The following is a 25,096-nucleotide window of genomic DNA, read 5'->3' as shown; positions in this document are numbered from 1 at the left end:
ATTACCCCCCTGGCAGCTCAACTCCGTTATTCCGGCGCCGGTAGACGACCACCGCGATGGCGAGCGACACCAGCAACGCACAGGAAAACAGCCACAGCCATACATTGATACGCTCCCATGCGGCGCCGGCAAACCAGCCCAGCAAGAGCAATAAGCCGGACTTGGGCAGCGTCGCCAGGAGATTGAAACCAAGAAACAGCCCGAGCGGAATTTTTGCCGCGCCGGCGCTTAACAACACCACGAACCCCGCCGCATGCGTCAGCTTCGCCGTGACCAGCACGCGCCCGGGATGGCGGCGAAACCGCGCCATCAGCGGCTCCAGTTGCCGGCCGCCCTGGAGGTCGAAACGGCGCCGCAGCAACAACGTGGTGATGCGCCCACTCCGGCCCAGCCCATAGAGAATCACGTCCCCGGTCAGGTCGCCCGCCACGCTGACGGCATAAACGCCGCTGATATGCAGCAGGCCCTGGGATGCCAGGATCGCGCCAAAGACTGTCGCCATCGGGCCTTCCACCAGAACGGCGATAAACAGGGCGGCGTATCCGTAGTTGGCAATGGCGGTCGATATCCATTGCGGCATAGTCCCTCCCGGCATCATTGTTGTTCGCCATTTACCAATACGCTATTTCGCGCCGATATTCTGCGGTAGAAACCATACTATAGAGTTGTTACTGGCATATTACCAAGCTTTGACGAATAAAAATCGGCGGTGCTTTTTTTCTGGCGACGTATGATGATTAAAGATTAAGACCGGTATTTTAATAGCCGGCTTAATCTTTTAATTAAGTAATGTATTAATGCACCGCGATGATTTCTAAAACGCCATTTATTATAAACTGCACCCCTACGCATACCAGCAGAAAACCCATTAATCGGGATATGGCATCGATACCGCTTTTGCCAATCAGGCGCATAATAACGCCGGAGCCGTTCAGGCAAATCCAAAGGATAAAAGAGATGGTGGCAAAGGTCAGCGCTGGACTGACCAGCAATACCCAGCTTTCAAACCCCAGAGAATTATCTTTTAACGTGGAAACCGAACTGATGATCATGGCGATGGTGCCGGGCCCGGCGCTGCCCGGCATGGCCAACGGCACAAAGGCGATGCTTTCCGAACCCTCGTTCAGCATCTCTTGATGTTTGGCATCCACGATAGAGGATTTTTCATGGCGGGGATGGGGAAAAAGCATGCGAAAACCGATAAACGCGACAATCAGCCCGCCGGCAATCCTGAGTCCCGGGATGGAAATGCCAAAGGTGTTCATCACCAGCTGGCCGGCATAAAAAGCGACGATCATGATGAAAAAGACGTACACCGAGGCCAGAAACGCCTGATGTTTGACTTCTTTATAGCTCATGTTGCCGGAAAGGCTTAATAACAGCGCAACCGATGTTAACGGATTCACCAGCGGCAACAGCAATACCAAACCCAAGGTTACCGCTTGCAACAATTGGGAAAGTCCTAACATGGGGCGTACCTCAAACAATCACAGGAACAGACGGCGCATAGCTTAGCATGAAAAAATTACCCTGGCATGGCGCGGCAGGGACAATATTGGCTGACTGCTGTTATAAGCATCTCCTGTAAATAGGTTATATCTTAACGAATGTTAACGGCGGCGAAATAGTGATTCCCGTCCGGAACAGGGTAATGATAAATTTAATTTAAGCGCTGGCGTGGCGCAAATAAGTAAAAATACCGGCGGGCAATGATCCATGCCGCCATGACCGCCGCGCCGCTAATGCGGCGCGCAGGCGCCGGTACGGTCAGCGCCAGCCCAGGCCGGGCGCGACATGGTGCAATATCGCCTCGATCACGTGCGCGTTATAGTCGACGCCTAACTGGTTCGGTACGGTTAGCAGCAGCGTATCGGCCTCGGCAATCGCTTCATCCTGCGCCAGTTCCTTTATCAGCACATCCGGTTCGGCGGCGTAGCTGCGGCCGAAGATGGCGCGGGTCTTTTCGTCGAGGAAACCGATCTGGTCGCCGTCGCGGCTGCTGTTGCCGAAATAGGCGCGATCGCGCTCGTCCATCAGGGCGAAGATGCTGCGGCTCACCGATACCCGGGGCGCGCGCGTATGCCCGGCTTCCTGCCAGGCCGCGCGGTAGGCGCGGATCTGCGCGGCCTGCTGCACATGGAACGGCTCGCCGGTCTCGTCATCCTTTAGCGTGGAGCTTTGCAGGTTCATCCCAAGCTTTGCCGCCCAGACCGCGGTGGCATTTGAGCCGGCCCCCCACCAGATACGCTCGCGCAGGCCGGCGGAGTAAGGTTCGAGACGCAGCAGTCCCGGCGGGTTGGGAAACATCGGCTGCGGATTGGGCTGGGCGAATCCTTCTCCGCGCAGCACCTCAAGCAGGGTTTCGGTATGGCGCCGGGCCATATCGGCATCCGTCTCGCCTTCGGCGGGCCGGTAGCCGAAGTGGCGCCAGCCCTCGATGACCTGCTCGGGCGAACCCCGGCTGATGCCGAGCTGCAGGCGCCCGCCGGCGATAAGGTCGGCCGCGCCGGCGTCCTCGGCCATATAATGAGGGTTTTCATAACGCATATCGATAACGCCGGTGCCGATCTCGATACGGCGGGTCCTGGCGCCGACCGCTGCCAGCAGCGGGAACGGAGAGCTGAGCTGGCGGGCGAAGTGGTGCACGCGGAAATAGGCGCCGTCCGCGCCCAGTTCCTCGGCGGCGACGGCCAGCTCGATGGATTGCAGCAGCGCATCGGCGGCGGAGCGGGTCCCCGACTGCGGGGAAGGCGTCCAGTGGCCAAACGACAAAAATCCAATCTTCTTCATGGCGTATTGTCCTTCTCTTCAGAGTGGCTGGCCGGCATGGTCACCATAAACCTTAGCAATGAGGTTAAATAAATACACAATACTGCTAAGAATTACAACGCCGGCCGTTCAGGCCATCCTGAGAAAAGCGCGCCCCGCGACTCCTGGCGGCGCGCGGAGGTTTCCACCGGTTATACCGGCAGGCGCCGGCGCAACGCAATGCCATACATGACGGCCGAAACAAGCGCCATGGCGCCGGCCACCACCAGCGCGGGGACAAAACCGCCGAACCTGTCGACCACCACGCCGGTGACGATGGGCGAACAGGCGCCGCCGAGGAAGCCGCCGAAATTCTGGATACTGCCCACCGAGGCGACCAGGCGTCTGGAGGTGACGGCTTCGGCGGCCAATGTCCAGTAGTTGCCGGAGGAAAGGCTGTAGGTAAACATGCCAAGCGTCAGCAGCGCCACCGCCAGCGCCGGCCCGTTGGACGCGGCGGTGACAAACATCGCCAGCGCGGTCATTACCGCGGCCCCGGCGATGGTGCAGCGGCGGGCCTTGAACGGATCCACGCCGCGGCTCACCAGCCGATCGGAGAATCGGCCGCCGATCAGCACCGCCACGCCGCCGGCAATATAAGGCAGCGCCGAGAGCAGGCCCGCGCGGTTAAGGGTAAAGCCCTGCGCCTGCTGGAGGTAGGTCGGCAGCCAGGTGATGTAGAACCAGAAGACGTATTGCAGGCAAAAGCCGCCGATTACCATGTACCAGGTGGTGGCGTAGGTGAACAGGCCGCTCCATTCGCGCAGCGAAACCCGGCCCCGGCCGGCAAGCACGGCGTCGCGGCGCTGCTGCTGGCCGGCGCTGATATAGCGCAGCTCGTCCCGGTGCAGCCGGGGATGCCGCTCCGGTTCGCGGTAGATAACCAGCCAGCCGATGAGGGCGATAAAACCCAGCATCCCCATGATGATAAACATTACCGGCCAGCCGAATTGCGCCATCAGCAGTGTCGAAATGGGCGGCGCCAGCGCCAGCCCCACTTGGGTGGCCGCGATATAGGCGCTGGTGGCCGCCGCTTTTTCCCGTTCGGGAAACCAGGTGTCGGCCGCTTTCAGCGCGGCGGGAAATAACGGCGCCTCGCTGATGCCCAGCGCGACGCGCAGGCCGATAAACGCGCCGACGCCGCGGGCAAAGCCGGTAAGAATGGCGACAATCGACCACAGCCCCGCCGCCAGCGCGAGCAACAGCCTGACGCCAAAACGGTCCACCGCCCAGCCGGCGGGCAAATTCATGATGGCGTAAGGCCAGACAAAGGCCGAGAGGATCACCCCCATCATGGCGTTGCTGATATGCAAATCCCGCATAATCTGCGGCGCCGCCACGGAGAGATTGCCGCGATCCAGATAATTGGTAATAGTGAGTAGTGCAATGATGCCAATAATGAGCCATCGCAGATTATGGTGTTTAGGCCTGGTCAGGTTCAGGTATGCCGGCGCGGTATTTTCATGCGCATCGGCCGCGAATGCAGAGTGATAAGATTTCATCGCCGTTCGCCTCCATCGCGCCGGGTACGGGGGCGCTGGGCTATGATTATGGGCCTGCGTCCCAGCGTGGACACAGGCCGGAGTGGCTTTACCCCATCAGGTGATCAAAAGCCTGTTTGATCTGGTGTTTCAGCGCTTCGCTGACCGGCTGCATCGGCGGACGCGGCTGGAACAGCGGCACCCCTTGCAGCGACTGGATATATTTTACGCAGGCGGGCAAATTATCGTGGGGCAGCGTATTCCACAGCCCGGCCAGGCCGAAATGCAGGGCGCGCGCGGTGGCGTGATCGTTGTTTTCCACGGCGGTAAACAGGTCATGCACCACTGAGGGCACCGCGCTGGTCAGCGCCGAAATCGCGCCCTGGCAGCCCAGGGCAAAAGCGGGATACAGCAGCGCATCAACGCCGCTGAGGATAATTTTATCCGGGCAGCTGAGCAGCAGATCGGACACGGCTTTCAGGTCGCCGGAGCTTTGCTTCATGCCCACCACGCCGGGCACTTCATCCATAATGCGGCCCATCAGCTCCAGGCTGAGGTAGTTCCAGGGGATAACGTTATAGATAAGGATAGGAACGCCGGTGGCATCGTAGATTTCACGAAAATGCCGCACCGTGGCCTCGGCATCCGGCTTGAACAGATAGTGCACCGGCGTGACCTGCAGCGCATCGAGTTTCATGCCGGCCAGCATTTTGACGCGGGCAATCGCCTGGCGGGTGCTGTTAACGATAAGTCCCGCGACGAAGGGCACGCGGCCGTTATTGGCTTCATATGCCTCGGTCATCGCCTGTTTAAATTCACTGTCGGAGAGCGTATGGCCTTCGCCGGTGCTGCCGCCGACCACAATCGCGCCGGCGCCGCTGTTGATAATAAAATCAATCTGCGGTTTCAGCCCGCCGGTCACCAGTTCACCCCGGGCATCGAACGGCATGGCGATAGGCGGCAGCACCCCGCGCAGTTTAGCCTTTAGATCAGCATGGTTATTCTGACTCATTTTACACTCCTGTTATGGGGATGTTGCGAATACGATATACATCTATTAGTGTGAGATAATTTTTCTTTGATCAATACTAAATCCATCAATATGGGATTTAAATCACATTTAATAGCAATAAAATCCAAAAAAATAACCACTATTATAAAATAATTACATTCAACTTTATGATTAATAGCTATTTAATCAAATAACGAATGAAAACCCAAGCGTATCCGCAGTAAAATCACAGCGGGTTCTATTTACATCACGGTATATAACCGTAAAATTATTTATTCATATCCCACATTATGGGATTTACGCGATAATTATGGCGCCGGGTCAGAAGATACGCGCCGCGTTTTCATGAGGAGGCAGGCGATGGAGCTTACAGGCAACCTGATTATTGGCAGCGAAATGCAACAAGGGGGCGGCACGCGGTTCCACGCCGCCGATCCCGCCGGCGACAGGCCGCTGGCACCTGATTTTTATGATGCCGCGCCCGCGCAGATCGATCGCGCCTGCCAACTGGCGGAACAGGCCTTTGATGTTTACCGCGCGCTGCCGCTGACGCTGCGCGCCGATTTCCTGACGCGCATCGGCGACAATATTCAGGCGTTGGGCGATGCGCTGATTGCGCGCGCCGTACAGGAAACCGGGCTGCCGCGCGGGCGTATCGAGGGCGAGCGGGCCCGTACCCTTGGACAGCTGGCGCTGTTTGCCGAGGTGGTGCGGCGCGGGGAATTTTTGCAGGTCATCATTGAACAAGCGCTGCCCGCGCGCAAGCCGCTGCCGCGCCCGGACTTACGCCAGCGTCATATCGCGCTCGGGCCGGTGGCCGTATTCGGCGCCAGTAATTTTCCGCTGGCGTTTTCGGTTGCCGGCGGCGATAGCGCCTCGGCGCTGGCGGCCGGTTGCCCGATTGTGGTCAAGGCGCATCCGGCGCATCCCGGTACCAGCGAGCTGGTGGGACGGGCCATCCAGCAGGCGGCGGAGCAACTGCGGCTGCCGCCCGGCGTGTTTTCGCTGCTGCATGGCGCCGAACACAGCGTGGGCGAACGGCTGGTGGCGCATCCGCTGATCCAGGCGGTAGGCTTTACCGGCTCGCGGGCGGGCGGCCTGGCGCTGGTGGCCCAGGCGCGGCAACGCGCCGTGCCGATACCGGTGTATGCCGAAATGAGCAGCGTTAATCCCCAGATCCTGTTGCCGGCCGCGTTGGCTCACCGGGGCGCAGCCATCGCCGGCGGCTATGTGGAGTCGCTGACCTTGGGCGCCGGCCAGTTCTGCACCTGCCCCGGACTGGTGTTGGCCATCGACGGCGAACCGCTGCGGCATTTCTGCCGGCAGGTAACACTGGCGCTGCGAGAGAAGCCCGCCGCCACCATGCTGACCGGCGCCATCTGGCGGGCATGGCGGGAAAACACCGCGGCGCTCGGCGCTGCCGGCGGCGTCGGCCGGCTTGCCGCGGGACAACCGGCGCGGGCGCCCAACCAGGCGCAGGCGGCGGTGCTGGTGACGGATGCCGGCGATTTCCTCGCCCAGCCGTCGCTGAGCCAGGAAGTGTTCGGACCCACTTCACTGGTGGTGCGCTGCCGGGATAACCGGCAATTGCTGGCGGCGGTACAGGCGCTGGAAGGCCAGCTGACCGTCAGCCTGCATCTGGACGATGCCGATCACGACGATGCGCGGGCGCTGCTGCCCACCCTGGAGCGCCGCGCCGGACGGCTGCTGGTCAACGGCTTCCCCACAGGAGTGGACGTGGGTTACGCCATGGTGCACGGCGGTCCCTTCCCCGCCACCAGCGATGCGCGCACCACGTCAGTGGGCGCCGGCGCCATTAGCCGCTTCCTGCGTCCGGTCTGTTACCAGGATTTCCCCGCCGCGCTGCTGCCCCCGGAACTGCGGCCGCATGGCGCCGCGCCGGTATAAGGCGGCGCGCCGGGCGTGATTGACTCAGCGCGTGAACATCCCGCAATTCGGGATATAATGGCGATGAAGGTTTTTTTTAAGCAAAAACGGCGCATGCGCGCTGGCAAAGGGCGGCCACGCCCGGACCTGGCCCGGGCATGGTAAGCTAAGCGACGGTAGGTAAGCCATCGCGGTGGTCCGTTATCTGATGCAGGGAGTAGGTATGAAAACACGCGCCGACGCTGAGGTCGCCCAGCAGGCATCGATCAAAAGCCTGATCAAGGTTATGCAAATCCTGGAATGCTTCTCCCAACGCGACGCCGATCTGACGCCGGCGGATATTGCCGCGCGCACGGGATTGCCGCGCGCCACCACCCATCGCCTGGTGTCGTCGCTGCGGGATATCGGTTTGCTGGAACAAAACGGCAAACGGGATACCTACAAGCTGGGCATGAAATTATTTCAGCTGGGGAGCCTGGTATTGCAAAACCTCGATCTGGACAGCCATGCCCGTCCTTATGCTACCCGGCTGCAGCTGATCACCGGCGAAAATACGCATCTGTGCATTTTTGACGGCGCGCAGATGGCCTTTGTGGAACGGCAGGCCATGAACAGCAGCGGCAATACCATGATAACCCGCATCGAGGCGGCGCCGGTGCACTGTACCAGCGTCGGCAAGGCGTTTCTCGCCTGGCAATCCGCCGGCCTTATACATAAAATCATTAGCGATTCCCTGCCGGAACGCACGCCGCACACCATTACCGACGGCGATCTGCTGCTGGCGGAACTGCGGCTGATTCATGAACGAGGCTGCGCTTATGATTTGCAGGAAAATGAACTTGGCGTGCACTGCGTCGGCGCGCCCATACGCGGCGCCAATGGCCAGGTTTTCGCCGCGCTCAGTGTGTCCGGGCCGGCGGAACGGTTGCCCCTCCCCCGCCTGGAGGGACTGGCCGGGCTGGTGATGGAGACCGCCCACAAAATTTCGCTGGAGCTGGGCTGTTTGCCGGGCCGCACTGTCGCCGCGGCAACGGCATTCACGCGCCACGATAGCCGCCCGGACCATGCCGGCTGATAGCGGGACGCCCTAAAAAAAGAAGACCGCCAGGCGGCCTTCTCAGGATAACATCACGACCCGGTGCGCTTTATGAGGTTAGCGCCTCCGTGTCGGGCTGCGCAGGCACGGTCGCCTCGCTGCTGGCCAAACGGCTGCGGGGGACCTTGCTGAGATCGAGAATACCCTTGTCCGATATCGCACCGGCCATCGCCGCGTTTGCCGCGCCAAGCGGGGATTCCCCGGCTATTGCGCCAACCATCGCGCCGCCGGGCACGCCGCCGGTGGCGCCCTCGATAATCCCATTGCCGGGTAAGCCGCCGGCGGGGCCGTCAATGATTCCAACGCCGGGCAAATCTGGGACGGGGTCGCCAATTATGCCATCGCCGTGCAAGCCCCCGGTTAACCATCCAGGCAGTACTCCCCCCAGCAATGCGCCGGCGCTGAACAGCCCACCGGACAGCAGGATGCCGGGCAGCATCTTATCGATTAACGATGCCAGCGGGGTATTGGCGATATACAGCTTTAATGTCCCCGACAGATTGGCGGGTAAGCGTGCCAACTGGGTATCGGAGGCATGGATGATCGCCAAACCCTCGGGTAACGTGGGCAGCTCAGTTAGCATCGTGTTACTGACGTCGAGGCTGGTGAGCGTCGAAGGCAGTTCGGGCAAAGCGGTCAAGTTTGTGCGGTTGGCGGAAAGCGTCTGCAACCCCTGGGGCAGACCGGCTGAAATGCTTTCCAGCGGCGTGTTGCTGACGCTCAGTGTCTGTAATCCCTCCGGCAGAGTATCCGATAACTTCGCCAGGTGCGTATTATCAAGGTAAAGCGACGTCAGCGTCGGCGGCAAGCTTGCCGGCAAGCTTGAAATATTCAGGCAGTTCAGGTTCAGATAGGTCGCGCCGCGTTCCAGACAATCTTTTAGCATAAGCACGGCTTTGTTGCGATATTCAGCCTCGCCGTCCGGCGCCAGCTTAGCCCAGTTGTCCCACTCGGCCAATAGAGCGTTATTTTGTTGTGTATCAGCGTGGTCAAATCCATTTACAATTCCCGGAGAGAGACCGGCGGATGAGATTGCGGGGATATCCATATATTTCCTCATTGAAGTGCGTCGAAAATGTGGCACTGAAGAATTCTCAGGTCTGTTTATATCCAGCGGCATGCCCAGGTCTCACAGGCCGGCGGGTGTCCGCCCTGTGCTGGCCGCCGCCAAACACCATAAGCGTAGATATTGATTTATGGATGGGTTAAGTCATTATGGTAAAAGAGATAATGACCACGGCCGGCGATGGTTCTTTTCCGGCGGGTACAACGGCGAAATATTCATATAAGCACAGGCTGGTAAGCGGATAATGATAAGCCAACAACGGCGCGCGGATTTGTTATTAGTGGCAACAACGTTAATTGCGGGTTTTGGATGGATCTTCTCCAAGGAATCGTTACAGGGAATGCCGACGTTCGGTTTTATCGGCGCGCGGTTTTTACTTGCCGCCGCGTTCCTGCTGCCCTTTTGCTTCGGCCGGCGAAACCACATCATCCCGGCGGCGATCCCCGGCATTATCGGCGTGGGTTGCCTGCAGGCGGTATCGCTATTGCTGTGGATCTATGCGGTATCGCTCAGTCATGCCCTGGGAGAAGGCGCGTTTATCATGAGCCTGTCCATGCTGTTTGTGCCGTTGGCGGCGTGGATTCTATTCAGGATGCCGCCGTCGCGCCCGTTTTGGGAATCGTTGCCGCTGGCGCTGGCGGGTCTGGCCCTGCTTACCCTGACCCACGGCTGGCAACTTTCCGTTAGCCAGTTCTGGTTTCTCTGCGCCGCGCTGGCCCAGGCGGTATATTTTTGTGTGAACAGCCGTTTTGCCCGTTTAATGCCGGTATTGCCCTTAACCTGTATCCAGTTGTTTTGCACCGGCCTCTGCGGCGTGGCGCTTTCATGGTACTACGAGACATGGCCCGCCGCGATCGGCGCCGATATTTGGCTATGGTTCGCGGCCAGCGCGATTATTGCCACCTCGTTACGATTTTTATTGCAAATGGCGGGGCAGAAAAAAACCAGCGTGGCCAATGCCGCCATTATCATGGTATTGGAACCGGTATGGACCGTTCTGCTCGCGACCCTATGGTATGGAGAAAATATGCCGGCGCAAAAGGCCGTGGGCTGTTGCCTGATTTTGCTGGCGTTAATACTGTATCGCGGCCGTCAATACCTGCTGCTGAAAAAAATTAACGCCTAGCGGCGCGGCGCCTATATCTTGATTTCAGGTTTATAAAGTACATTACGGCAATAGCCGGCCCTGGGTTGTTTATTTTCGGCGCCATTTAGCCTCACGTCCTAATATATAATCATTAGTTATTAACCATAACTTAATAGTAATACCCAGTCCGTGGCATTTCCGCTATTTTTCGGGGAACAGCGGCTTTTTACCCGCTGATTATTCTAATAATCACTTCTCCATTAGGGCAGGAATAATGAGCATAAGCGAACATAACGGCGCGGCAATCGTCCCGCCTGAAGAGCCGCGGGCGTCCCGCTGGTGGCAACAGGAGGACTGGTGGTCGATCATCCTGGCGCTCGCGTTAATCGGGACCGCGTTTATCCTGTTTTCACAGGGCGGCAGTATCAAATGGCTGGCTACCGCGCCGGCGAAATGGACCACCCTGGATGAGGCGGGCCGGGATCTGGTCAGCCGCCTGCCCGCGCTGGCGGGGCTGTACCTGGTCTGGGCGGTGCTGCTTACCGTCAGCGGCGCCATTATCGGCCACCGGCCCGGCACGTTCCTGGCCGGTTTTACCGTGCTGTTTATTGTGGCGGTATTTATTTTCCAGCTCGGCGCCTGGGCCAGCGCCTCGCGTTATAATCTGGAACCGCCGCTGCTGGCCCTGGTGCTGGGGCTGGCGGTGTCCAATCTCTGGCGGATACCGGACTGGCTGGCGCAAAGCCTGCGCGTGGAATACTTTATTAAAATCGGCATCGTGCTGCTGGGCGCCACGCTGCCGCTGACGCTTATCCTCTGGGCCGGTCCGGTGGCGATCGGACAGGCGGCTATCGTGTCGCTGGTCACCTTTTTTGTCATCTATTACGCCGCCCGCCTGCTGGGGCTTGAGCAGCGTTTCGCCGCGGTGCTGGGCGTCGGCGGCGCCGTTTGCGGCGTGTCGGCGGCCATCGCCGTGGCGGGCGCGGTGCGCGCCAAACGCGAGCAGGCCTCGGTGGCCATTTCGCTGGTGATTATCTGGGCTATCGTGTCGTTGCTGGTGCTGCCGTTTGCGGCGCGCGCGCTGGGGCTTTCCACCGGCGTCGCCGGCGCCTGGATAGGCACGTCGGAATTTGCCGACGCGGCCGGCATCGCGGCGGCGCAAACCTACAGTGATTTTGCCGCCCATTCGGCCGGCGCCATCGCCGGCAAACCGGATGCCGCGGTGCAGGCGTTTACCCTGATGAAAGTGATTGGCCGCGATATCTGGATCGGCATCTGGGCATTTGCATTGGCTATCGTCGCCACCACCCGCTGGCGCAACGCGGATAATGACATCGACGCCAGGACCGGGGCGGCGGAAATCTGGCAGCGCTTCCCCAAATTCGTGTTGGGTTTTGTGCTGGCCTCGCTGTTCGTTACCTGGCTAAGCAGCCACTACACTCTGGCGGAATACCGCACCACCCTGACGCCGGCCTTTATCGCCCCGATCACGGCGCTGCGCACCTGGGCGTTTATTTTCTGCTTTTTAAGCATTGGCCTAAGCACCCGCTTCTCCCGCCTGACCAGCACCGGCCTGCGGCCGTTTTGGGCATTTACCCTCGGGGTCGTGGTCAATGTCATCCTCGGTTATTTCCTTTCCGCCCATGTCTTTGCGGACTTTTGGAACCAGCTGGGTAATCTGTAATGCCACGGCAAAACCACGCTGTCCGCTGTGCGCACTGTCGTTTTTGCCGGCGCGACCGGGCCGAGATGGAACGTAAGGTGCCCGGGCTGTCGGCGCTGGGGTCGGCCTTCGGCGCCAGCCTGGGGGACTCCCGCCTGTGCCTGCATCACGACAGGCTGGTTTCGCCGGACGACCACTGCGCGGCATTTGCCGCCACACTGATAACGCTACTCTGAAGCCACCGAGGTATGACGTGAAACCACGCCTGTTAACGACCGGATTGCCCTTAGGCATCCTCCTTTTTTCATCAACGCTTGCCGCGCAAACGCTGGTGTATTGTTCGGAAGGCTCCCCCGAAGGATTCAACCCGCAGCTCTTTACCGCGGGCACCACATACGATGCCAGCTCGATACCGATATACAACCGCATCGTGCAGTTCAAAATAGGCACCACGGAAACACAGCCGGGATTAGCGGAGAGATGGGATATCAGCGACGATAAAAAAACCTACACCTTTCATTTGCGCCATGGCGTGAAATGGCAGAGTAATGCCGATTTTACCCCCACGCGCGATTTTAACGCCGACGACATCCTGTTTACCTTTAATCGCCAGAAAGACGCCGATAACCCCTATCACAATGTCTCCGGCGGCAACTATCAATACTTTTCCGGCATGGGTCTGGACAAGCTTATCGCCAGGATAGAGAAGGTCGATGATGATACCGTCCGTTTTGTCCTGAACCGGCCCGAATCGCCGTTCCTTGCCGACCTGGCAATGGATTTCGCCTCCATTACCTCCGCCGAATATGCCGCGAAGATGCTGAAGGCGGGCACCCCGGAAAAAATCGATCTGCAGCCCATCGGCACCGGACCTTTCCAATTAGTGCAATACCAGAAGGATTCCAAAATTGTTTACAACGCGTTTGCCGGCTATTGGGGCGAGAAACCCAAAATAGACCGTTTGATTTTTTCCATTACGCCCGATGCGTCCATACGCTACGCGAAACTGCAAAAAAATGAATGTCAGGTCATGTCATTCCCCAACCCCGCCGATATCGCCAAAATGAAAGACAATAAAGACATCGTGGTAAAGGAACAGGCGGGCCTGAACGTCGGCTATCTTTCCTTTAACGTGGAAAAAAAACCGCTGGACCAGCTTAAGGTCCGCCAGGCGCTAATCCAGGCGGTGGACAAGCAATCCATCCTTGACGCGGTCTATCTCGGCGGCGGACAGGCGGCGAAAAATCTCATCCCCCCGATCCTGTGGGGCTATAACGACGCCGTGCAGGACTATCCCTACGATCCGGCCAAGGCCCGGCAATTACTCAAGGAGGCGGGGCTGGCGGACGGGTTCGCCATCGACCTGTGGGCCATGCCGGTACAGCGTCCTTATAATCCGAATGCGCGCCGCATGGCTGAGATGATCCAGTCGGACTGGGCAAAAATCGGCGTCACCGCCAGGATTGTCACCTATGAATGGGGGGAGTACCTGAAACGGGCAAAAAACGGCGAGCATCAGACGATGATGGCGGGCTGGACCGGCGATAACGGCGATCCGGACAATTTTTTCGCCACGTTATTCGGCTGCGACGCCGCGCACAATGGTTCCAATTACTCCAAATGGTGCTACCCGCCTTTTGAGACGGTGATCCAGGCCGCCCGGATCGAGTCGGACCCGCAAAAACGCGCCGCCCTGTACCGGCAGGCCCAGGTGATCATGCACGACCAGGCGCCCGCGCTGCTGATTGCCCATTCCACGGTCTACGAGCCAATCCGCAAGGAGGTGAAGGGCTATATCGTCGATCGCAAACATCATTTTGAAATCGTCTCGGTAGAGTAAACGGCGCGGCCGGGCTGATGAAGCCCGGCCGTTTCTCCGCCCCCCCTCCTTGGCAAACATCTGCTGGTCTGCATCCCATGTCCGCTAAGATTCATCAACCCCGCCGGGAAAAATATCTTTCCCGGCATTGCGTATGGCGGCGATATGCGCGGGGCCGATGCCGCAGCAGCCGCCGACCATGGTGGCGCCCTGGCCGACCCAGCGGCGGATCCACTTCAGGTAGTTTTCCGGACTGAGATCGTCCCTGAGACGCGAAATGCCGGCATAGGGTTCATCGGAAGGAGGCTCCGGCATAAAGGCGTTGGCGTAGACCCCAAGCGCCGCCGTGGGGGTTGCCGATGCGTCAATGACGCGCCGGGCCGCGACGATCGCCTCGCCCATCGCCTCGGGCTGGCTGCAGTTAAACAATATTCCGGCGGCGCCCGCCCGCAGCGTCGCGGCCGCGGCGTCCGCCACCGGTTCCCCCGAGCGCAGCTCCGGCGGACCGGTGCGCCCGGCCTCGTCCTTAAGGGTATACGCGACATACACCGGCAGAGGGCTGACACGCCTGACCGCGTTCAGCGCCGTCAGCGCCTCGCGCGTCGAACTCTGGGTCTCAATCAGCCAAAAGTCGATCCAGGGGGCCAATCCCGCGATCAGCGGCGTCAGTATTTCATCCGCGCGGGCGGGGATGAATTTATCCGGCCGATAGCTTTCAAACAGCGGCGGCAGCGAGCCGGCCACCAATATGGCGGACGGCGGACGGGCGGCGCCGGCCTGGTCGGCCACGCTGCGCGCCAGTTGTCCCGCCAGCCCGGCCAGCGACCTGGCCCGGCGGTGAAAACGCGCCTCCCCCAGCATATGCGGCACCAGCCCGAAGGTATTGGTGGTCAGCACCTGGGCGCCGCTGTCGGCGTAGATTTGATGGGCGCGCGTGACATACTCCGGCGCCTCGATCAGCGCCAGCGCCGACCATTCGGGCAGGCGGAACGGCGCGCCCAGCTGTTCCAGCAGGCGGCCCATGCCGCCATCCAGAACAGTGATGCCGCGGCGGGTGTTTTTTTGCTCGGCGTTGCTCATGATTTGCGACTCCTGAATAAAGTGAAGTGATGCTGCCCGCGCAGGCTCACCGGGGCGTGCCGCGCTGCGGGTAACCCCGGCCGAAACGGCGTTCCAGCCGCCCCTGGAACAGTTCGAGCACCATGGACATCAGCCAGTAAATGGCCGCCGCGGTCGTCAGCATTTCCATATAATGATAGGTGCTGCGGCCATAGGATTGCGCCAGGAAATTCAGCTCCCATAGCCCCATCAACGACACCAGCGACGAGTCTTTCAGCATGGAAATAAACAGCGACCCCACCGGCGGCACGATAATCCGCAGCGCCTGCGGCGCGATAATATGGAAGATAATCACCCCGCGCGGCAATCCCAGCGCCATGGCGGCCTCGGTCTGGCCCCGGGGCACGGCAATGACGCCGCCGCGAATGGTTTCGGCCAGGTAGGCGCCATAGTTAAGCGAGAGGGCTATGATGCCGGAGCTGAAGGCGCCGAGCACAATGCCCGCCTGCGGCAGCGCCAGATAGATAATCAATACCTGCACCAGCAGCGGCGTGCCGCGAAACAGCGAGGTATAAAACGTCGCGCAGCCGAAGGCGACGGCGCTGGACGACAAGCGGCCGGCGGCGGTCGCTATGCCCAGCAGCGTGCAAAACAGCATCGACAGCGCGGTAATCACCAGGGTTAAGGCCGCGCCCTGGATAAAGCCGTCCGGGGACAGGCGCAGGCCGAGCATAAACGGCAGTTTTTGCCCTATCAGCGCAAAATCCAGATCCAGGCGGGAAAACAGCCCCAGCAGCAGCGCCAGCAACAGCGCCCAGGTCAGGGTGGCGCGCAGCCGGAACCCGGCGCGGCCCTGCCGCGCGAACGCGGCGCCGGCGGGAGCCGGTTTTTCCGTGCCGGCGACGGACGACGGCGGCATTACTGCGGCGCCCGGGTAATATCTTCTCCCAGCCAGCGGCGCGAAATCTGCGCCAGCGTTCCGTCGGCGCGCAGGGCGTTTACCGTATCCGCCACGGTCTGATCCCATTGCGCGTCCCCTTTATCGGTGGCGACCCAGTTTGGCTCGGCATACAGCTCGCCGGCGATGCGGAAACGATCGCTTTTGGCGATACGCGCATTGGCGGTGGCCAGGTCGGACACTACCGCGTCCAGGCGGGCGCCGGCGCCCAGGGCCAGGTTCTGGAACGCGACGGTTTCATCCGTCGGCACCACCTGCACATGATCAAACGGGAAAACAATGGGACGGGCGCCGGGGATCACCAGGCTTTTATTGAGGTAACTTTCATAACTGGAGCCAATACCGACACCGACTTTTTTATTGGTGAGGTCGGCGGCGCCCTTAATATTTTTCTCATCTTTATTCACCACCAGCACCGCCGGCGAACTGTAATATGGCACCGGAAAATTAAGGACTTTCGCCCGTTCGGTATTGGGGGTCATGGAGCAGATGCATATATCCCAGCGCCCCCGCCATTTGCCGCCGACGATGGCCTCCCATCCCGGCGTGGCCAGCTCGAGCTTTACGCCCAGTTTTTGCGCCACGGCCCTGGCCACATCGACATCAAACCCGGCCAGCTGGTTATTGTCATCGATAAAACCAAACGGCGGATAATCGTTCACCAGTACGTCGCGCAGCACCTTGGTCTGGTTAACCCGGTCCAGGGTGGCGCCGGCATAGGCCGCGGAAGCGGCGGTGAGTGAAAAAAGCGTTAAAAACGTCAGGGCGGTTAACAAGCGCTGCATAATTTTTCCTGCCGGGATAAGGGAGTGACTGTCATGACCTCACCATACAGAATGGACGGAATTTGCAAAATATCATCGCAGCATATCTTATATATTTATCAGCTAACAACTTGAAATGACGTTGAAAAGCGCGGCGCAGGCGGTTCGGCCGCACGGAAACGGGATGCGCCGGGGGATGGTATTAACCGCGCCAGGATAGCGTGCCGGCGCCGCCAGGCGCGTGACGGCGTCGCCATCCTGTCCCGGTTTTACGCCCGGGAATAAATGTTATTAATTTGTGATACCGCTCATCCGCATCTTTCTGTCATTGCCACTGTGTGGCAAGAGATGGCAATGGCGTAAAGGCGGCGCGCGGCGCCAGGTTCTAGAGTCATAACACTACCTTCCAGGAAGGTTCATGCTTATGATTGCCGGCCACGACCCTACAGCGGCTTTGCCGCAGCCTCAATCCGGAACCGCAATTGCGCCGGGCGTCACGACCATGCCGCGTCCTTTTTATTACCCTGTATTTCCCACGCAGTATTATCAGCTGGAGTACATACGATGACATTAAAAAAAATACTCAGTTGTGCCCTGATGGCGTCTTGCCTGGCGTTGGCCGGCACGGCGTCCGCCGAAATCAAAATCGCGCTGGTGGCAAAATCCCTGGGCAACGGCTTCTTCGAGGCGGCGAACGTCGGCGCCCAGCAGGCCGCCAAGGAACTGGGCGACGTGAAGGTGATTTATACCGGGCCCACCACCACCACCGCGGAAGCGCAGATTGAAGTGCTTAACGGCCTGATTGCGCAAGGCGTGGACGCCATCGCCGTCTCGGCCAACGACCCGGACGCCCTGGTGCCGGTATTGAAAAAAGCCATGCAGCGCGGCATCAAAGTGGTGTCCTGGGATTCCGGCGTGGCCAAGGAGGGTCGCCAGATCCATCTCAATCCGTCCAGCAACGACCTGATTGGCCAGATGAACGTACAGTTGGCGGCCGACGCCATCACCGCCCTGGGCCTGCAAAAGGGGGATACGGCGATCTTAAGCGCCACGCCCACCTCCACCAACCAGAACCTGTGGATTGCGGAAATGAAAAAAGTGCTGCCGCACTATCCGTCGGTCAACCTGGTGACCGTGGCTTATGGGGATGACCTGTCGGATAAAAGTTACCGTGAAACCGTCGGCCTGCTGAAGACCTACCCCAACCTGAAGGTGATCATTTCCCCGTCGTCCGTGGGCATCGTCGCCGCGGCGCAGGCGGTAAAGGACCAGGGCAAGATCGGCCAGGTCTACGTGACCGGCCTGGGCCTGCCTTCGGAAATGGCCGGCGCGGTCAAATCCGGCGCCACCAAGAGTTTCGCCATCTGGAACCCGATCGATCTGGGTTATGCGGCCACGTATCTCGCCTATGATCTGGTGAAAGGCAAAACCACCGCCACCCAGGCCGGCATGGGCCGGTTGGGCAACGTGCAGCTGGATGCCGACGGCAACGGCGCCATGTCGAAGCCCTTTGTCTATGATGCCGGCAATATCGATAAATTTTCCAAAATATTCTGATGTGGGCCCCGGCTTATCCCCGGGCGGGATAAGCCGGCGTTTATGCTGGCGGCAGGGTAATGCGGAGGACGTCATGGCCGATGCCACACCATTGTTAGCGTTAAAGGGGATCACGAAAATCTTTCCGGGCGTGCGCGCGCTGGAAAATGTGCGGGTCGACCTCTATCCCGGCAAAGTGACGGCGCTGATTGGCGAAAACGGCGCGGGCAAATCGACGCTGGTGAAGGTGATGACCGGGATTTACCAGCCGGAGGAAGGCGAGATACTCTATAAAGACATCCCGGTAAAACTGGCCACCCCGGACGCCGCCCATAAGCTGGGCATTACCGCCATCCATCAGGAAACCGTGCTGTTTGACGAGCTGTCGGTGACGGAGAATATTTTTGCCGGCCACTACCTGGTCAGCGGGGTATTTAAACGTCTCGACTGGCCGCGGATGCACCGGCAAACCCGCGCGATCCTCAGCCGGCTGGACGTGCAGATCGATCCGCGCGCGGTGTTGAAAGAGCTGAGCATCGCTCAGCGCCATATGGTGGCCATTGCCCGCGCGCTCTCCTTCGACGCCCAGGTGGTGATCCTCGACGAACCGACCGCGGCGCTGTCGCAACATGAAATCAGCGAATTTTACCGCATCGTGGCGCGGTTAAAACAGGAGCGCAAAGCGATCCTGTTTATTTCGCATAAATTCGATGAGATTTTTGCCATCTCGGACTATTACACCGTCCTGCGCGACGGCAGTTATATCGGTTCGGGACATATCAGCGCGATGACCGAGGCGAAAATGGTCACCATGATGGTCGGGCGCGAAATCAGCCAGGCCTATCCCGCGCCCGCGCACCAGCCCGGCGACACCGTGCTGGAGGTCCGCGATCTGAGTCATCCGACCGAGTTTTCCGCCATCTCCTTCAAGCTGCGCCAGGGCGAAATCCTGGGGTTTTACGGCCTGGTCGGCGCCGGGCGCACGGAGTTAATGAAAGCGCTGTTCGGCGTCACCCAGCCCAGCCGGGGGGACATCATTATCGGCGGCAAAGCGCGGCGCTTCGCCAACCCCGCCGAGGCTATCGACGCCGGGATCGTTTACGTGCCCGAGGAGCGCCAGCAGCAGGGGGCGGTAATCGCCTTGCCCATCTATCAAAACATCAGCCTGCCGCAGTTGAGCCGGTTGAATCCGCACGGCATCCTCAATGAAAGCAAAGAAATGGCCCTGGCCGACGACTACGCCCGGCGCCTGCAGGTCAAGGCGTTCAGCTGGCGGCAATCGGTGGAAACCCTCTCGGGCGGCAATCAGCAAAAAGTGGTTATCGGCAAATGGCTGGCGACGCGGCCGCGCATCGTGATCCTCGATGAACCCACCAAGGGGATCGATATCGGTTCGAAAGCGGCGGTGCATCAGTTTATGGCCGAACTGGTCGGCCAGGGGCTGGCGGTGATTATGGTCTCGTCCGAGCTGCCTGAAATCATGGGCATGGCGAACCGCATTATCGTGATGCACGAGGGATTGATGGTGGGCGAATTCAACGCCGCCGACGTCACGGCGGAAACGATAGTCAGTGTCGCCAGCGGCGCCGGCCTTGAGGTGGCATAAACGATGAAAACATTACTTAAACACCGCGAACTGTTCCTGGCCGTGGTGATCCTGCTGATGATCCTGGGGGTGGGCGGCCGCGCGCCGGAATTTCTGCAGCCCGGCAACCTGCTGGAAATGTTCAACGATACCGCGATCCTGATTATCCTGGCCCTGGGGCAGATGATGGTGCTGCTGACCAGGGGCATCGATTTATCGATGGCCGCCAACCTGGCGCTGACCGGCATGATCGTGGCGCTGCTGAACTTTCATTACCCGGCGCTGCCGATCGGGCTGCTGGTGGTTATCGCCACGGCCGGTGGTTTAGCGATGGGCGCCATTAACGGCCTGCTGGTGTGGAAACTCGGCATTCCCTCGATTGTCGTGACGCTCGGCACCATGAGTATTTACCGCGGCATTATCTTTTTACTGTCCGGCGGCGGCTGGATCAACGCCCACCAGATGAGCCCCGGTTTCCTGAGCCTGCCCCGCACCCTGTTCCTGCATTTGCCGATCCTTGGGTGGTGCGCGCTCGCCGTCCTGGCCGCGGTGGGCTATTTCATGCGCTACAGCCGCACGGGGCGCGCCATGTATACCGCCGGCGGTAACGCCACCGCGGCGTACTATGCCGGCATCAACGCCGGCAAAATGCAGTTTATCAGCTTCTGCATCTCCGGCGCGCTGGCCGGCTTCAGCGGCTATCTCTGGATCACCCGGTTCGCGGTGGCCTACGTGGATGTCGCCAACGGTTTTGAACTGCAGATCGTCGCCGCCTGCGTTATCGGCGGCATCAGCACCATGGGCGGCATCGGCACCGTGGCGGGTTGCCTGTTGGGCGCATTGTTCCTGGGGGTTATCAATAATGCCCTGCCGGTTATCGGCGTATCGCCATTCTGGCAGATGGCGATTTCCGGCGGCGTGATTGTTATCGCCGTGATGATGAATGAACGCGCCAACCGGCGTAAGGGACGCCTGATCCTGCATGACGCCGCGCTGGCGCCGCAGCCGGGGCTGAAAAAAGAGGGCAGTATATGAACAAGACCTTATCCTCCCATCCGCAGCCCGAGCCGGTCCCCCTGCGCCAGCATCCGTTGGTCCGCCGCCTGCTGAGCTGGGAGGGGTTTCTGCTGGTCGTGACGCTGCTGGTTTTCGCCGTCAACGCCGCCGCATCCCCTTATTTCCTCAATCTCTGGAACCTGTCGGACGCTACGTTTAATTTCACCGAAAAAGCCATTATCGTCCTGCCGATGGCCATGCTGATTATCGCCCGGGAAATCGATCTGTCGGTCGCATCCATTATGGCGCTCAGCTCCACCCTGATGGGATTTTGCGCGCAGGCCGGGCTGGCGACGCCGGGCCTGGTCTGCGTCGGCCTGGCGGTCGGGCTGCTGTGCGGCCTGATCAACGGCCTGCTGGTAACGCGCCTGAATCTGTCCTCCATCGTGATCACCATCGGCACCATGAGCCTATTTCGCGGCATCACCTATGTGCTGTTGGGCGACCAGTCCATCAACCATTACCCCGCCGGCTTCGCTTTTTTCGGCCAGGGGTATGTGTTCGGCGCGCTGTCGTTCGAGTTCGCGTTATTTATCCTGCTGGCCCTGCTGTTCTACTTCCTGCTGCACCGGACCAACTTCGGGCGCCGCACCTTCGCCATCGGCAATAATCCCGTCGCGGCCTATTATTCCGGCATTAACGTCAAACGCCATAACCTGACGCTTTTTGTCCTGGTGGGACTGCTATCCGGCCTGGCGGCGGTGCTGCTCACCTCGCGCCTGGGCAGCACGCGCCCTACCCTGGCGCTGGGCTGGGAGCTGAGCGTCATCACCATGGTGGTGCTGGGCGGCGTCAACGTACTGGGCGGATCGGGCAGCATGACCGGGGTCATCATCGCCGCCTTTCTGATGGGGCTGGTGACCTTTGGCCTGAGCTTGCTGAACGTGCCCGGCATCGTGATGTCCATTATCGTCGGCCTGATGCTGATAGCGGTGATCTCGCTGCCGATCCTCACCCGCCGCGTTATGGCGCGCAACGGTTAACGCCTCGCGGCATGGCACAAGAATGGCCTGCGCCCGCTGCTTTTTTGCCAGGCGATCCCACAGAGGGTTAAACCTGCTTCCGCCGGGCTGCTACACTTAACTCACGTTTTTTACCTGAAGGCTAACCCGCACTATGTCGGAAAATAACTATCAACCGCCCAAAGTCTGGACCTGGCAGCCGAAACAAGGCGGCGCGTTCGCCAATATCAACCGCCCCATCGCCGGCCCGACCCACGAGGCGACGCTGCCGGTCGGTAAACATCCGCTGCAGCTTTACTCCATGGGCACGCCTAACGGGCAGAAAATCACCATCCTGCTAGAGGAGCTGCTGGCGCTGGGCGAAAGCGGCGCGGAGTATGATGCGTTCCTTATCCGCATCAGCGAAGGCGATCAGTTTTCCAGCGGTTTCGTGGCCGTCAATCCCAATTCCAAAATACCCGCGCTGCTCGATCGTTCGGCGTCGCCGGCTATCCGCGTATTTGAATCCGGTTCCATCCTGCTTTATCTGGCGGAAAAATTCGGGCGTTTCCTGCCTCAGGAGCGCGCCGCGCGCACCGAAGTGCTGAACTGGCTTTTCTGGTTGCAGGGCTCCGCGCCTTATCTGGGCGGCGGCTTCGGCCACTTCTATAATTACGCACCGGTAAAAATTGAATACGCCATCGATCGTTTCACCATGGAAGCCAAACGCCAGCTCGACGTGCTGGACCGGCAACTGGCCGAACACCGTTTTATCGCCGGCGAGGATTATTCGATTGCGGATATCGCCATCTGGCCATGGTACGGCAGCCTGGTGCAGGGTGGGCTGTATGACGCCGGCGAGTTCCTGGATATTACCTCCTACCGGCATTTCACGCGCTGGGCCGAGGACATCAGCCGGCGCCCCGCCGTGCAGCGCGGACGCAAGGTCAACCGTACCTGGGGCGATCCCGCCGAGCAGTTGCATGAACGCCACGACGCGGCTGATTTCGAGCACAATACCGCAGACAAACGCGGCGCGTCTTAAAGCCCGGCACCAGGGAGCGTTAAAGCCGGTGTAGCGCCCCATGGCACGGTATGTGATTTGATTTAGCGCCATTGGACACCCGGCGGGGGTTTCGCTAGCGGGGAGGCTTATGTTGCCGCGGCGGTGAGGTTTATGTGGCCGCGGCGGTGAGGTTTATGTGGCCGCGGCGGTGAGGCTTATGTGGCCGCGGTGGTGAGGTTTATGTGGCCGCGGCGGTGAAGTTTATGTGGCCGCGGCGGTGAGGTTTATGTGGCCGCGGCGGTGAGGTTTATGTGGCCGCGGCGGTGAGGTTTATGTGGCCGCGGCGGTGAGGTTTATGTGGCCGCGGCGGTGAGGTTTATGTGGCCGCGGCGGTGAGGTTTATGTGGCCGCGGCGGTGAGGTTTATGTGGCCGCGGTGAGGGTTTCGCTTGCCGTGCGTGAGGTGTTCATATGTATTGCCGGGCGCCGGCAAGCGACAAAGAGGCCGTACCGCGACGGCCTCCTTGACCTCCGCGCGCCCGGCAGGTCGCGCGTCGCTGCGCGATGCCTTCCGTCGCCCATGCCCCCGTGATGCACCGGCCCGGTATGCGCTCCCGGCGCCACCGGGCCTTTCGCCGCTCCCGGCGGCTCATGCCGGGGGCACAGGCGCCGTCAGCGCGCTTTATGCCGGTCCACATGTCGCTGTTGGCGATGCATATTATGAAACAACAGCGGCGCTGTAGTTTTGGATAGGGTCTGGCGTCGGAATGCGATTGACGGTTCTGGAATACAACGGGTACGGAATGCAGCTGGCACAGCGAAAAGTTGGACATGCAGTCATGCAGTCATGCAGTCATGCAGCCATGCAGCCATGCAGCCATGCAGTCATGCAGTCATGCAGTCATGCAGTCATGCAATAAGGCGTTCATCATGAGCCTGTACATAAGATTGTGTAATCGCCTGATTTTGATATGTTCAATCCATCATTAGAATTAGGTGAATTTATGGACGAAAAATTGCTACAGGCTCTCGCAACTGAGCTGGCTAAAAGTCTCAAAACCTCTGAGGATCTGAGCCAATTTGATCGGTTTTTAAAAAAATTAAGTGTTGAGGCTGCCCTTAAAGCTGAACTGACTCACCATTTGGGGTATGAAAAAAATCAGCTCAAATCGGGTCCCAACGCCCGTAACGGTTATTCCTCTAAAACGGTTACCACAGGTGATGGCCCGCTGGAGCTGAGGACACCTCGTGATCGCGAAGGGACCTTCGAGCCCCAACTAGTGAAGAAAAATCAGACCCGTATTACCGGAATGGATGACCAGATCCTGGCGCTTTATGCCAAAGGCATGACCACCCGTGAGATATCGGCGATGTTTAAGGAAATGTACGATGCGGATGTCTCGCCAGCACTGATATCGAAAGTCACTGAGGCGGTTCTGGAGCAGGTCACTGAATGGCAGAATCGCCCACTCGATACGCTCTATCCCATCATTTACCTGGACTGCATCGTGGTAAAAGTTCGCCACGACGGTCGCGTCATCAATAAATCCGTGTATCTGGCGTTGGGAATTAACATTGAAGGCCAAAAGGAACTGCTGGGCATGTGGATGGCAGAGAACGAAGGCGCGAAGTTCTGGCTAAGCGTGTTGACCGAGCTTAAAAACCGGGGATTACAGGATATTTTTATCGCCTGCGTCGATGGCCTGAAAGGCTTTCCTGACGCTATCAATACGGTCTACCCGAGGACCTGCATTCAGCTTTGTATCGTACACATGGTGCGTAACAGCCTGCGCTTTGTCTCCTGGAAAGACGCCAGAGCCGTCATGCGAGACTTGAAGGCAGTGTACCAGGCACCGACGGAGGAAGCGGGACAGCGGGCGCTGGAGACGTTCGCCAGCGTATGGAACTCCCGTTATCCGCAAGTAAGCCGGAGCTGGCAGGCTAACTGGACTAACCTTGCGACATTCTTCGCCTATCCGGAAGACATTCGCAAAGCGATCTACACCACAAACGCCATCGAGTCGCTAAACAGCGTGATCCGACACGCTATTAAAAAACGCAAGGTATTCCCGTCAGACGAATCGGTAAAAAAAGTGGTGTGGCTGGCCATCCAGGCGGCGTCAAAAAAATGGTCGATGCCGGTGAGGGAGTGGAAGATGGCATTGAATCGTTTTAGTATAGAATTTGGAGATCGTTTAGGTGGTCATTTATAAAAAGGCGTTTACACAGATTCCTAAACAGGCTCTTCATCATTCATGCAACTTAAACCTTAC

General features: G+C 59.5%; 21 protein-coding genes. 12 read left to right on the top strand and 9 right to left on the bottom strand.

From position 1 onward, the window contains the following. Position 1 precedes the first annotated feature (1 nt). The 5 genes from ACL2XN_RS03815 to ACL2XN_RS03795 all read right to left on the bottom strand — a co-directional run bounded on the left by ACL2XN_RS03815 (position 2) and on the right by ACL2XN_RS03795 (position 5,301). Positions 2-580, bottom strand: coding sequence for a DedA family protein (locus tag ACL2XN_RS03815; RefSeq protein WP_413730323.1), 579 nt, complete (start codon positions 578-580; stop codon positions 2-4). Between the two features lie 214 nt (positions 581-794). After that, on the bottom strand, positions 795-1,469 hold the full coding sequence (locus ACL2XN_RS03810; RefSeq protein WP_410014748.1) for a MarC family NAAT transporter: 675 nt from the start codon (positions 1,467-1,469) through the stop codon (positions 795-797). A 298-nt stretch (positions 1,470-1,767) separates the two neighbouring features. Next, entirely contained in the window at positions 1,768-2,790 is a 1,023-nt protein-coding gene (locus tag ACL2XN_RS03805; RefSeq protein ID WP_410014747.1) for an LLM class flavin-dependent oxidoreductase, read from the bottom strand. Between the two features lie 170 nt (positions 2,791-2,960). After that, positions 2,961-4,310, bottom strand: a complete 1,350-nt coding sequence (locus tag ACL2XN_RS03800) for an MFS transporter (RefSeq protein WP_413730322.1) — start codon at positions 4,308-4,310, stop codon at positions 2,961-2,963. A gap of 88 nt (positions 4,311-4,398) precedes the next feature. Beyond that, on the bottom strand, positions 4,399-5,301 hold the full coding sequence (locus tag ACL2XN_RS03795) for a dihydrodipicolinate synthase family protein (protein WP_413730321.1): 903 nt from the start codon (positions 5,299-5,301) through the stop codon (positions 4,399-4,401). A gap of 360 nt (positions 5,302-5,661) precedes the next feature. On the opposite strand from ACL2XN_RS03795, the gene ACL2XN_RS03790 reads away from it, so the two are divergent. Further along, complete coding sequence (locus tag ACL2XN_RS03790) at positions 5,662-7,209, top strand: aldehyde dehydrogenase (NADP(+)) (RefSeq protein ID WP_413730320.1); 1,548 nt, start codon at positions 5,662-5,664, stop codon at positions 7,207-7,209. Positions 7,210-7,411: 202 nt separating this feature from the next. Then, on the top strand, positions 7,412-8,263 hold the full coding sequence (locus tag ACL2XN_RS03785; RefSeq protein WP_413730318.1) for an IclR family transcriptional regulator: 852 nt from the start codon (positions 7,412-7,414) through the stop codon (positions 8,261-8,263). Between the two features lie 70 nt (positions 8,264-8,333). Here the strand turns inward: ACL2XN_RS03785 and ACL2XN_RS03780 are convergent, their stop codons facing one another. Next, entirely contained in the window at positions 8,334-9,332 is a 999-nt protein-coding gene (locus tag ACL2XN_RS03780) for a hypothetical protein (protein ID WP_413728210.1), read from the bottom strand. Between the two features lie 265 nt (positions 9,333-9,597). Here ACL2XN_RS03780 and ACL2XN_RS03775 point away from each other — a divergent pair, with 265 nt between their 5' ends. The 4 genes from ACL2XN_RS03775 to dppA all read left to right on the top strand — a co-directional run bounded on the left by ACL2XN_RS03775 (position 9,598) and on the right by dppA (position 13,940). After that, positions 9,598-10,476 (top strand): DMT family transporter, encoded by an 879-nt coding sequence (locus ACL2XN_RS03775; protein WP_410016805.1) that lies wholly within the window; start codon positions 9,598-9,600, stop codon positions 10,474-10,476. A gap of 235 nt (positions 10,477-10,711) precedes the next feature. After that, positions 10,712-12,121: a YeiH family protein gene (locus ACL2XN_RS03770; RefSeq protein WP_410014741.1), complete on the top strand. Its 1,410-nt coding sequence runs from the start codon at positions 10,712-10,714 to the stop codon at positions 12,119-12,121. Positions 12,122-12,186: 65 nt separating this feature from the next. Beyond that, on the top strand, positions 12,187-12,336 hold the full coding sequence (locus tag ACL2XN_RS03765; RefSeq protein ID WP_413730317.1) for a hypothetical protein: 150 nt from the start codon (positions 12,187-12,189) through the stop codon (positions 12,334-12,336). A gap of 29 nt (positions 12,337-12,365) precedes the next feature. After that, a complete protein-coding gene (dppA, locus tag ACL2XN_RS03760; protein WP_410016804.1) occupies positions 12,366-13,940 on the top strand; it encodes a dipeptide ABC transporter periplasmic-binding protein DppA in 1,575 nt (524 codons plus the stop codon). Between the two features lie 84 nt (positions 13,941-14,024). Here the strand turns inward: dppA and ACL2XN_RS03755 are convergent, their stop codons facing one another. The 3 genes from ACL2XN_RS03755 to ACL2XN_RS03745 are packed head-to-tail and all read right to left on the bottom strand — an operon-like array spanning position 14,025 to position 16,721. Next, complete coding sequence (locus ACL2XN_RS03755; protein ID WP_413728208.1) at positions 14,025-14,999, bottom strand: homocysteine S-methyltransferase family protein; 975 nt, start codon at positions 14,997-14,999, stop codon at positions 14,025-14,027. Between the two features lie 46 nt (positions 15,000-15,045). Continuing rightward, complete coding sequence (locus ACL2XN_RS03750) at positions 15,046-15,897, bottom strand: amino acid ABC transporter permease (RefSeq protein WP_413730316.1); 852 nt, start codon at positions 15,895-15,897, stop codon at positions 15,046-15,048. Continuing rightward, positions 15,897-16,721, bottom strand: a complete 825-nt coding sequence (locus tag ACL2XN_RS03745; protein ID WP_413723010.1) for a transporter substrate-binding domain-containing protein — start codon at positions 16,719-16,721, stop codon at positions 15,897-15,899. Before ACL2XN_RS03745 ends, ACL2XN_RS03750 begins: the two co-directional genes overlap by 1 nt. Positions 16,722-17,297: 576 nt before the next feature. Here ACL2XN_RS03745 and rhaS point away from each other — a divergent pair. The 6 genes from rhaS (at position 17,298) to ACL2XN_RS03715 (ending at position 25,036) form a co-directional block, all read left to right on the top strand. Further along, on the top strand, positions 17,298-18,257 hold the full coding sequence (gene rhaS / locus ACL2XN_RS03740; RefSeq protein WP_413723449.1) for a rhamnose ABC transporter substrate-binding protein: 960 nt from the start codon (positions 17,298-17,300) through the stop codon (positions 18,255-18,257). Between the two features lie 73 nt (positions 18,258-18,330). After that, a complete protein-coding gene (locus ACL2XN_RS03735) occupies positions 18,331-19,842 on the top strand; it encodes a sugar ABC transporter ATP-binding protein (protein ID WP_413730314.1) in 1,512 nt (503 codons plus the stop codon). Between the two features lie 3 nt (positions 19,843-19,845). Next, a complete protein-coding gene (locus ACL2XN_RS03730; protein WP_410014735.1) occupies positions 19,846-20,856 on the top strand; it encodes an ABC transporter permease in 1,011 nt (336 codons plus the stop codon). Continuing rightward, positions 20,853-21,860 (top strand): ABC transporter permease, encoded by a 1,008-nt coding sequence (locus ACL2XN_RS03725; RefSeq protein ID WP_410014734.1) that lies wholly within the window; start codon positions 20,853-20,855, stop codon positions 21,858-21,860. The genes ACL2XN_RS03730 and ACL2XN_RS03725 overlap by 4 nt, the downstream gene beginning before the upstream one ends. A 133-nt stretch (positions 21,861-21,993) precedes the next feature. Beyond that, positions 21,994-22,863: a glutathione-dependent disulfide-bond oxidoreductase gene (gene yghU, locus ACL2XN_RS03720; RefSeq protein ID WP_410014733.1), complete on the top strand. Its 870-nt coding sequence runs from the start codon at positions 21,994-21,996 to the stop codon at positions 22,861-22,863. Between the two features lie 964 nt (positions 22,864-23,827). Next, on the top strand, positions 23,828-25,036 hold the full coding sequence (locus ACL2XN_RS03715; RefSeq protein WP_413729587.1) for an IS256 family transposase: 1,209 nt from the start codon (positions 23,828-23,830) through the stop codon (positions 25,034-25,036). Positions 25,037-25,096: the final 60 nt, after the last annotated feature.

Source organism: Sodalis sp. RH22 (genome assembly GCF_047324165.1).
Classification (GTDB): Bacteria; Pseudomonadota; Gammaproteobacteria; order Enterobacterales; family Enterobacteriaceae; genus Acerihabitans.
The sequence above is the reverse complement of the archived record's forward strand: the minus strand, read 5'-3'. Positions and strand labels throughout refer to the sequence as shown.

What these genes read in the sequence shown, in the direction of transcription:
- ACL2XN_RS03805 (WP_410014747.1), bottom strand. Translation starts at nt 2,790, where the DNA reads ATGAAGAAGATTGGATTTTTGTCGTTTGGCCACTGGACGCCTTCCCCG.
- ACL2XN_RS03800 (WP_413730322.1), bottom strand. Translation starts at nt 4,310, where the DNA reads ATGAAATCTTATCACTCTGCATTCGCGGCCGATGCGCATGAAAATACC.
- ACL2XN_RS03715 (WP_413729587.1), top strand. Translation starts at nt 23,828, where the DNA reads ATGGACGAAAAATTGCTACAGGCTCTCGCAACTGAGCTGGCTAAAAGT.
- ACL2XN_RS03755 (WP_413728208.1), bottom strand. Translation starts at nt 14,999, where the DNA reads ATGAGCAACGCCGAGCAAAAAAACACCCGCCGCGGCATCACTGTTCTG.
- ACL2XN_RS03735 (WP_413730314.1), top strand. Translation starts at nt 18,331, where the DNA reads ATGGCCGATGCCACACCATTGTTAGCGTTAAAGGGGATCACGAAAATC.
- ACL2XN_RS03785 (WP_413730318.1), top strand. Translation starts at nt 7,412, where the DNA reads ATGAAAACACGCGCCGACGCTGAGGTCGCCCAGCAGGCATCGATCAAA.
- yghU (WP_410014733.1), top strand. Translation starts at nt 21,994, where the DNA reads ATGTCGGAAAATAACTATCAACCGCCCAAAGTCTGGACCTGGCAGCCG.
- ACL2XN_RS03725 (WP_410014734.1), top strand. Translation starts at nt 20,853, where the DNA reads ATGAACAAGACCTTATCCTCCCATCCGCAGCCCGAGCCGGTCCCCCTG.
- ACL2XN_RS03750 (WP_413730316.1), bottom strand. Translation starts at nt 15,897, where the DNA reads ATGCCGCCGTCGTCCGTCGCCGGCACGGAAAAACCGGCTCCCGCCGGC.
- ACL2XN_RS03745 (WP_413723010.1), bottom strand. Translation starts at nt 16,721, where the DNA reads ATGCAGCGCTTGTTAACCGCCCTGACGTTTTTAACGCTTTTTTCACTC.
- ACL2XN_RS03780 (WP_413728210.1), bottom strand. Translation starts at nt 9,332, where the DNA reads ATGGATATCCCCGCAATCTCATCCGCCGGTCTCTCTCCGGGAATTGTA.
- ACL2XN_RS03730 (WP_410014735.1), top strand. Translation starts at nt 19,846, where the DNA reads ATGAAAACATTACTTAAACACCGCGAACTGTTCCTGGCCGTGGTGATC.
- ACL2XN_RS03765 (WP_413730317.1), top strand. Translation starts at nt 12,187, where the DNA reads ATGGAACGTAAGGTGCCCGGGCTGTCGGCGCTGGGGTCGGCCTTCGGC.
- ACL2XN_RS03770 (WP_410014741.1), top strand. Translation starts at nt 10,712, where the DNA reads ATGAGCATAAGCGAACATAACGGCGCGGCAATCGTCCCGCCTGAAGAG.
- ACL2XN_RS03790 (WP_413730320.1), top strand. Translation starts at nt 5,662, where the DNA reads ATGGAGCTTACAGGCAACCTGATTATTGGCAGCGAAATGCAACAAGGG.
- rhaS (WP_413723449.1), top strand. Translation starts at nt 17,298, where the DNA reads ATGGCGTCTTGCCTGGCGTTGGCCGGCACGGCGTCCGCCGAAATCAAA.
- ACL2XN_RS03810 (WP_410014748.1), bottom strand. Translation starts at nt 1,469, where the DNA reads ATGTTAGGACTTTCCCAATTGTTGCAAGCGGTAACCTTGGGTTTGGTA.
- ACL2XN_RS03795 (WP_413730321.1), bottom strand. Translation starts at nt 5,301, where the DNA reads ATGAGTCAGAATAACCATGCTGATCTAAAGGCTAAACTGCGCGGGGTG.
- ACL2XN_RS03815 (WP_413730323.1), bottom strand. Translation starts at nt 580, where the DNA reads ATGCCGCAATGGATATCGACCGCCATTGCCAACTACGGATACGCCGCC.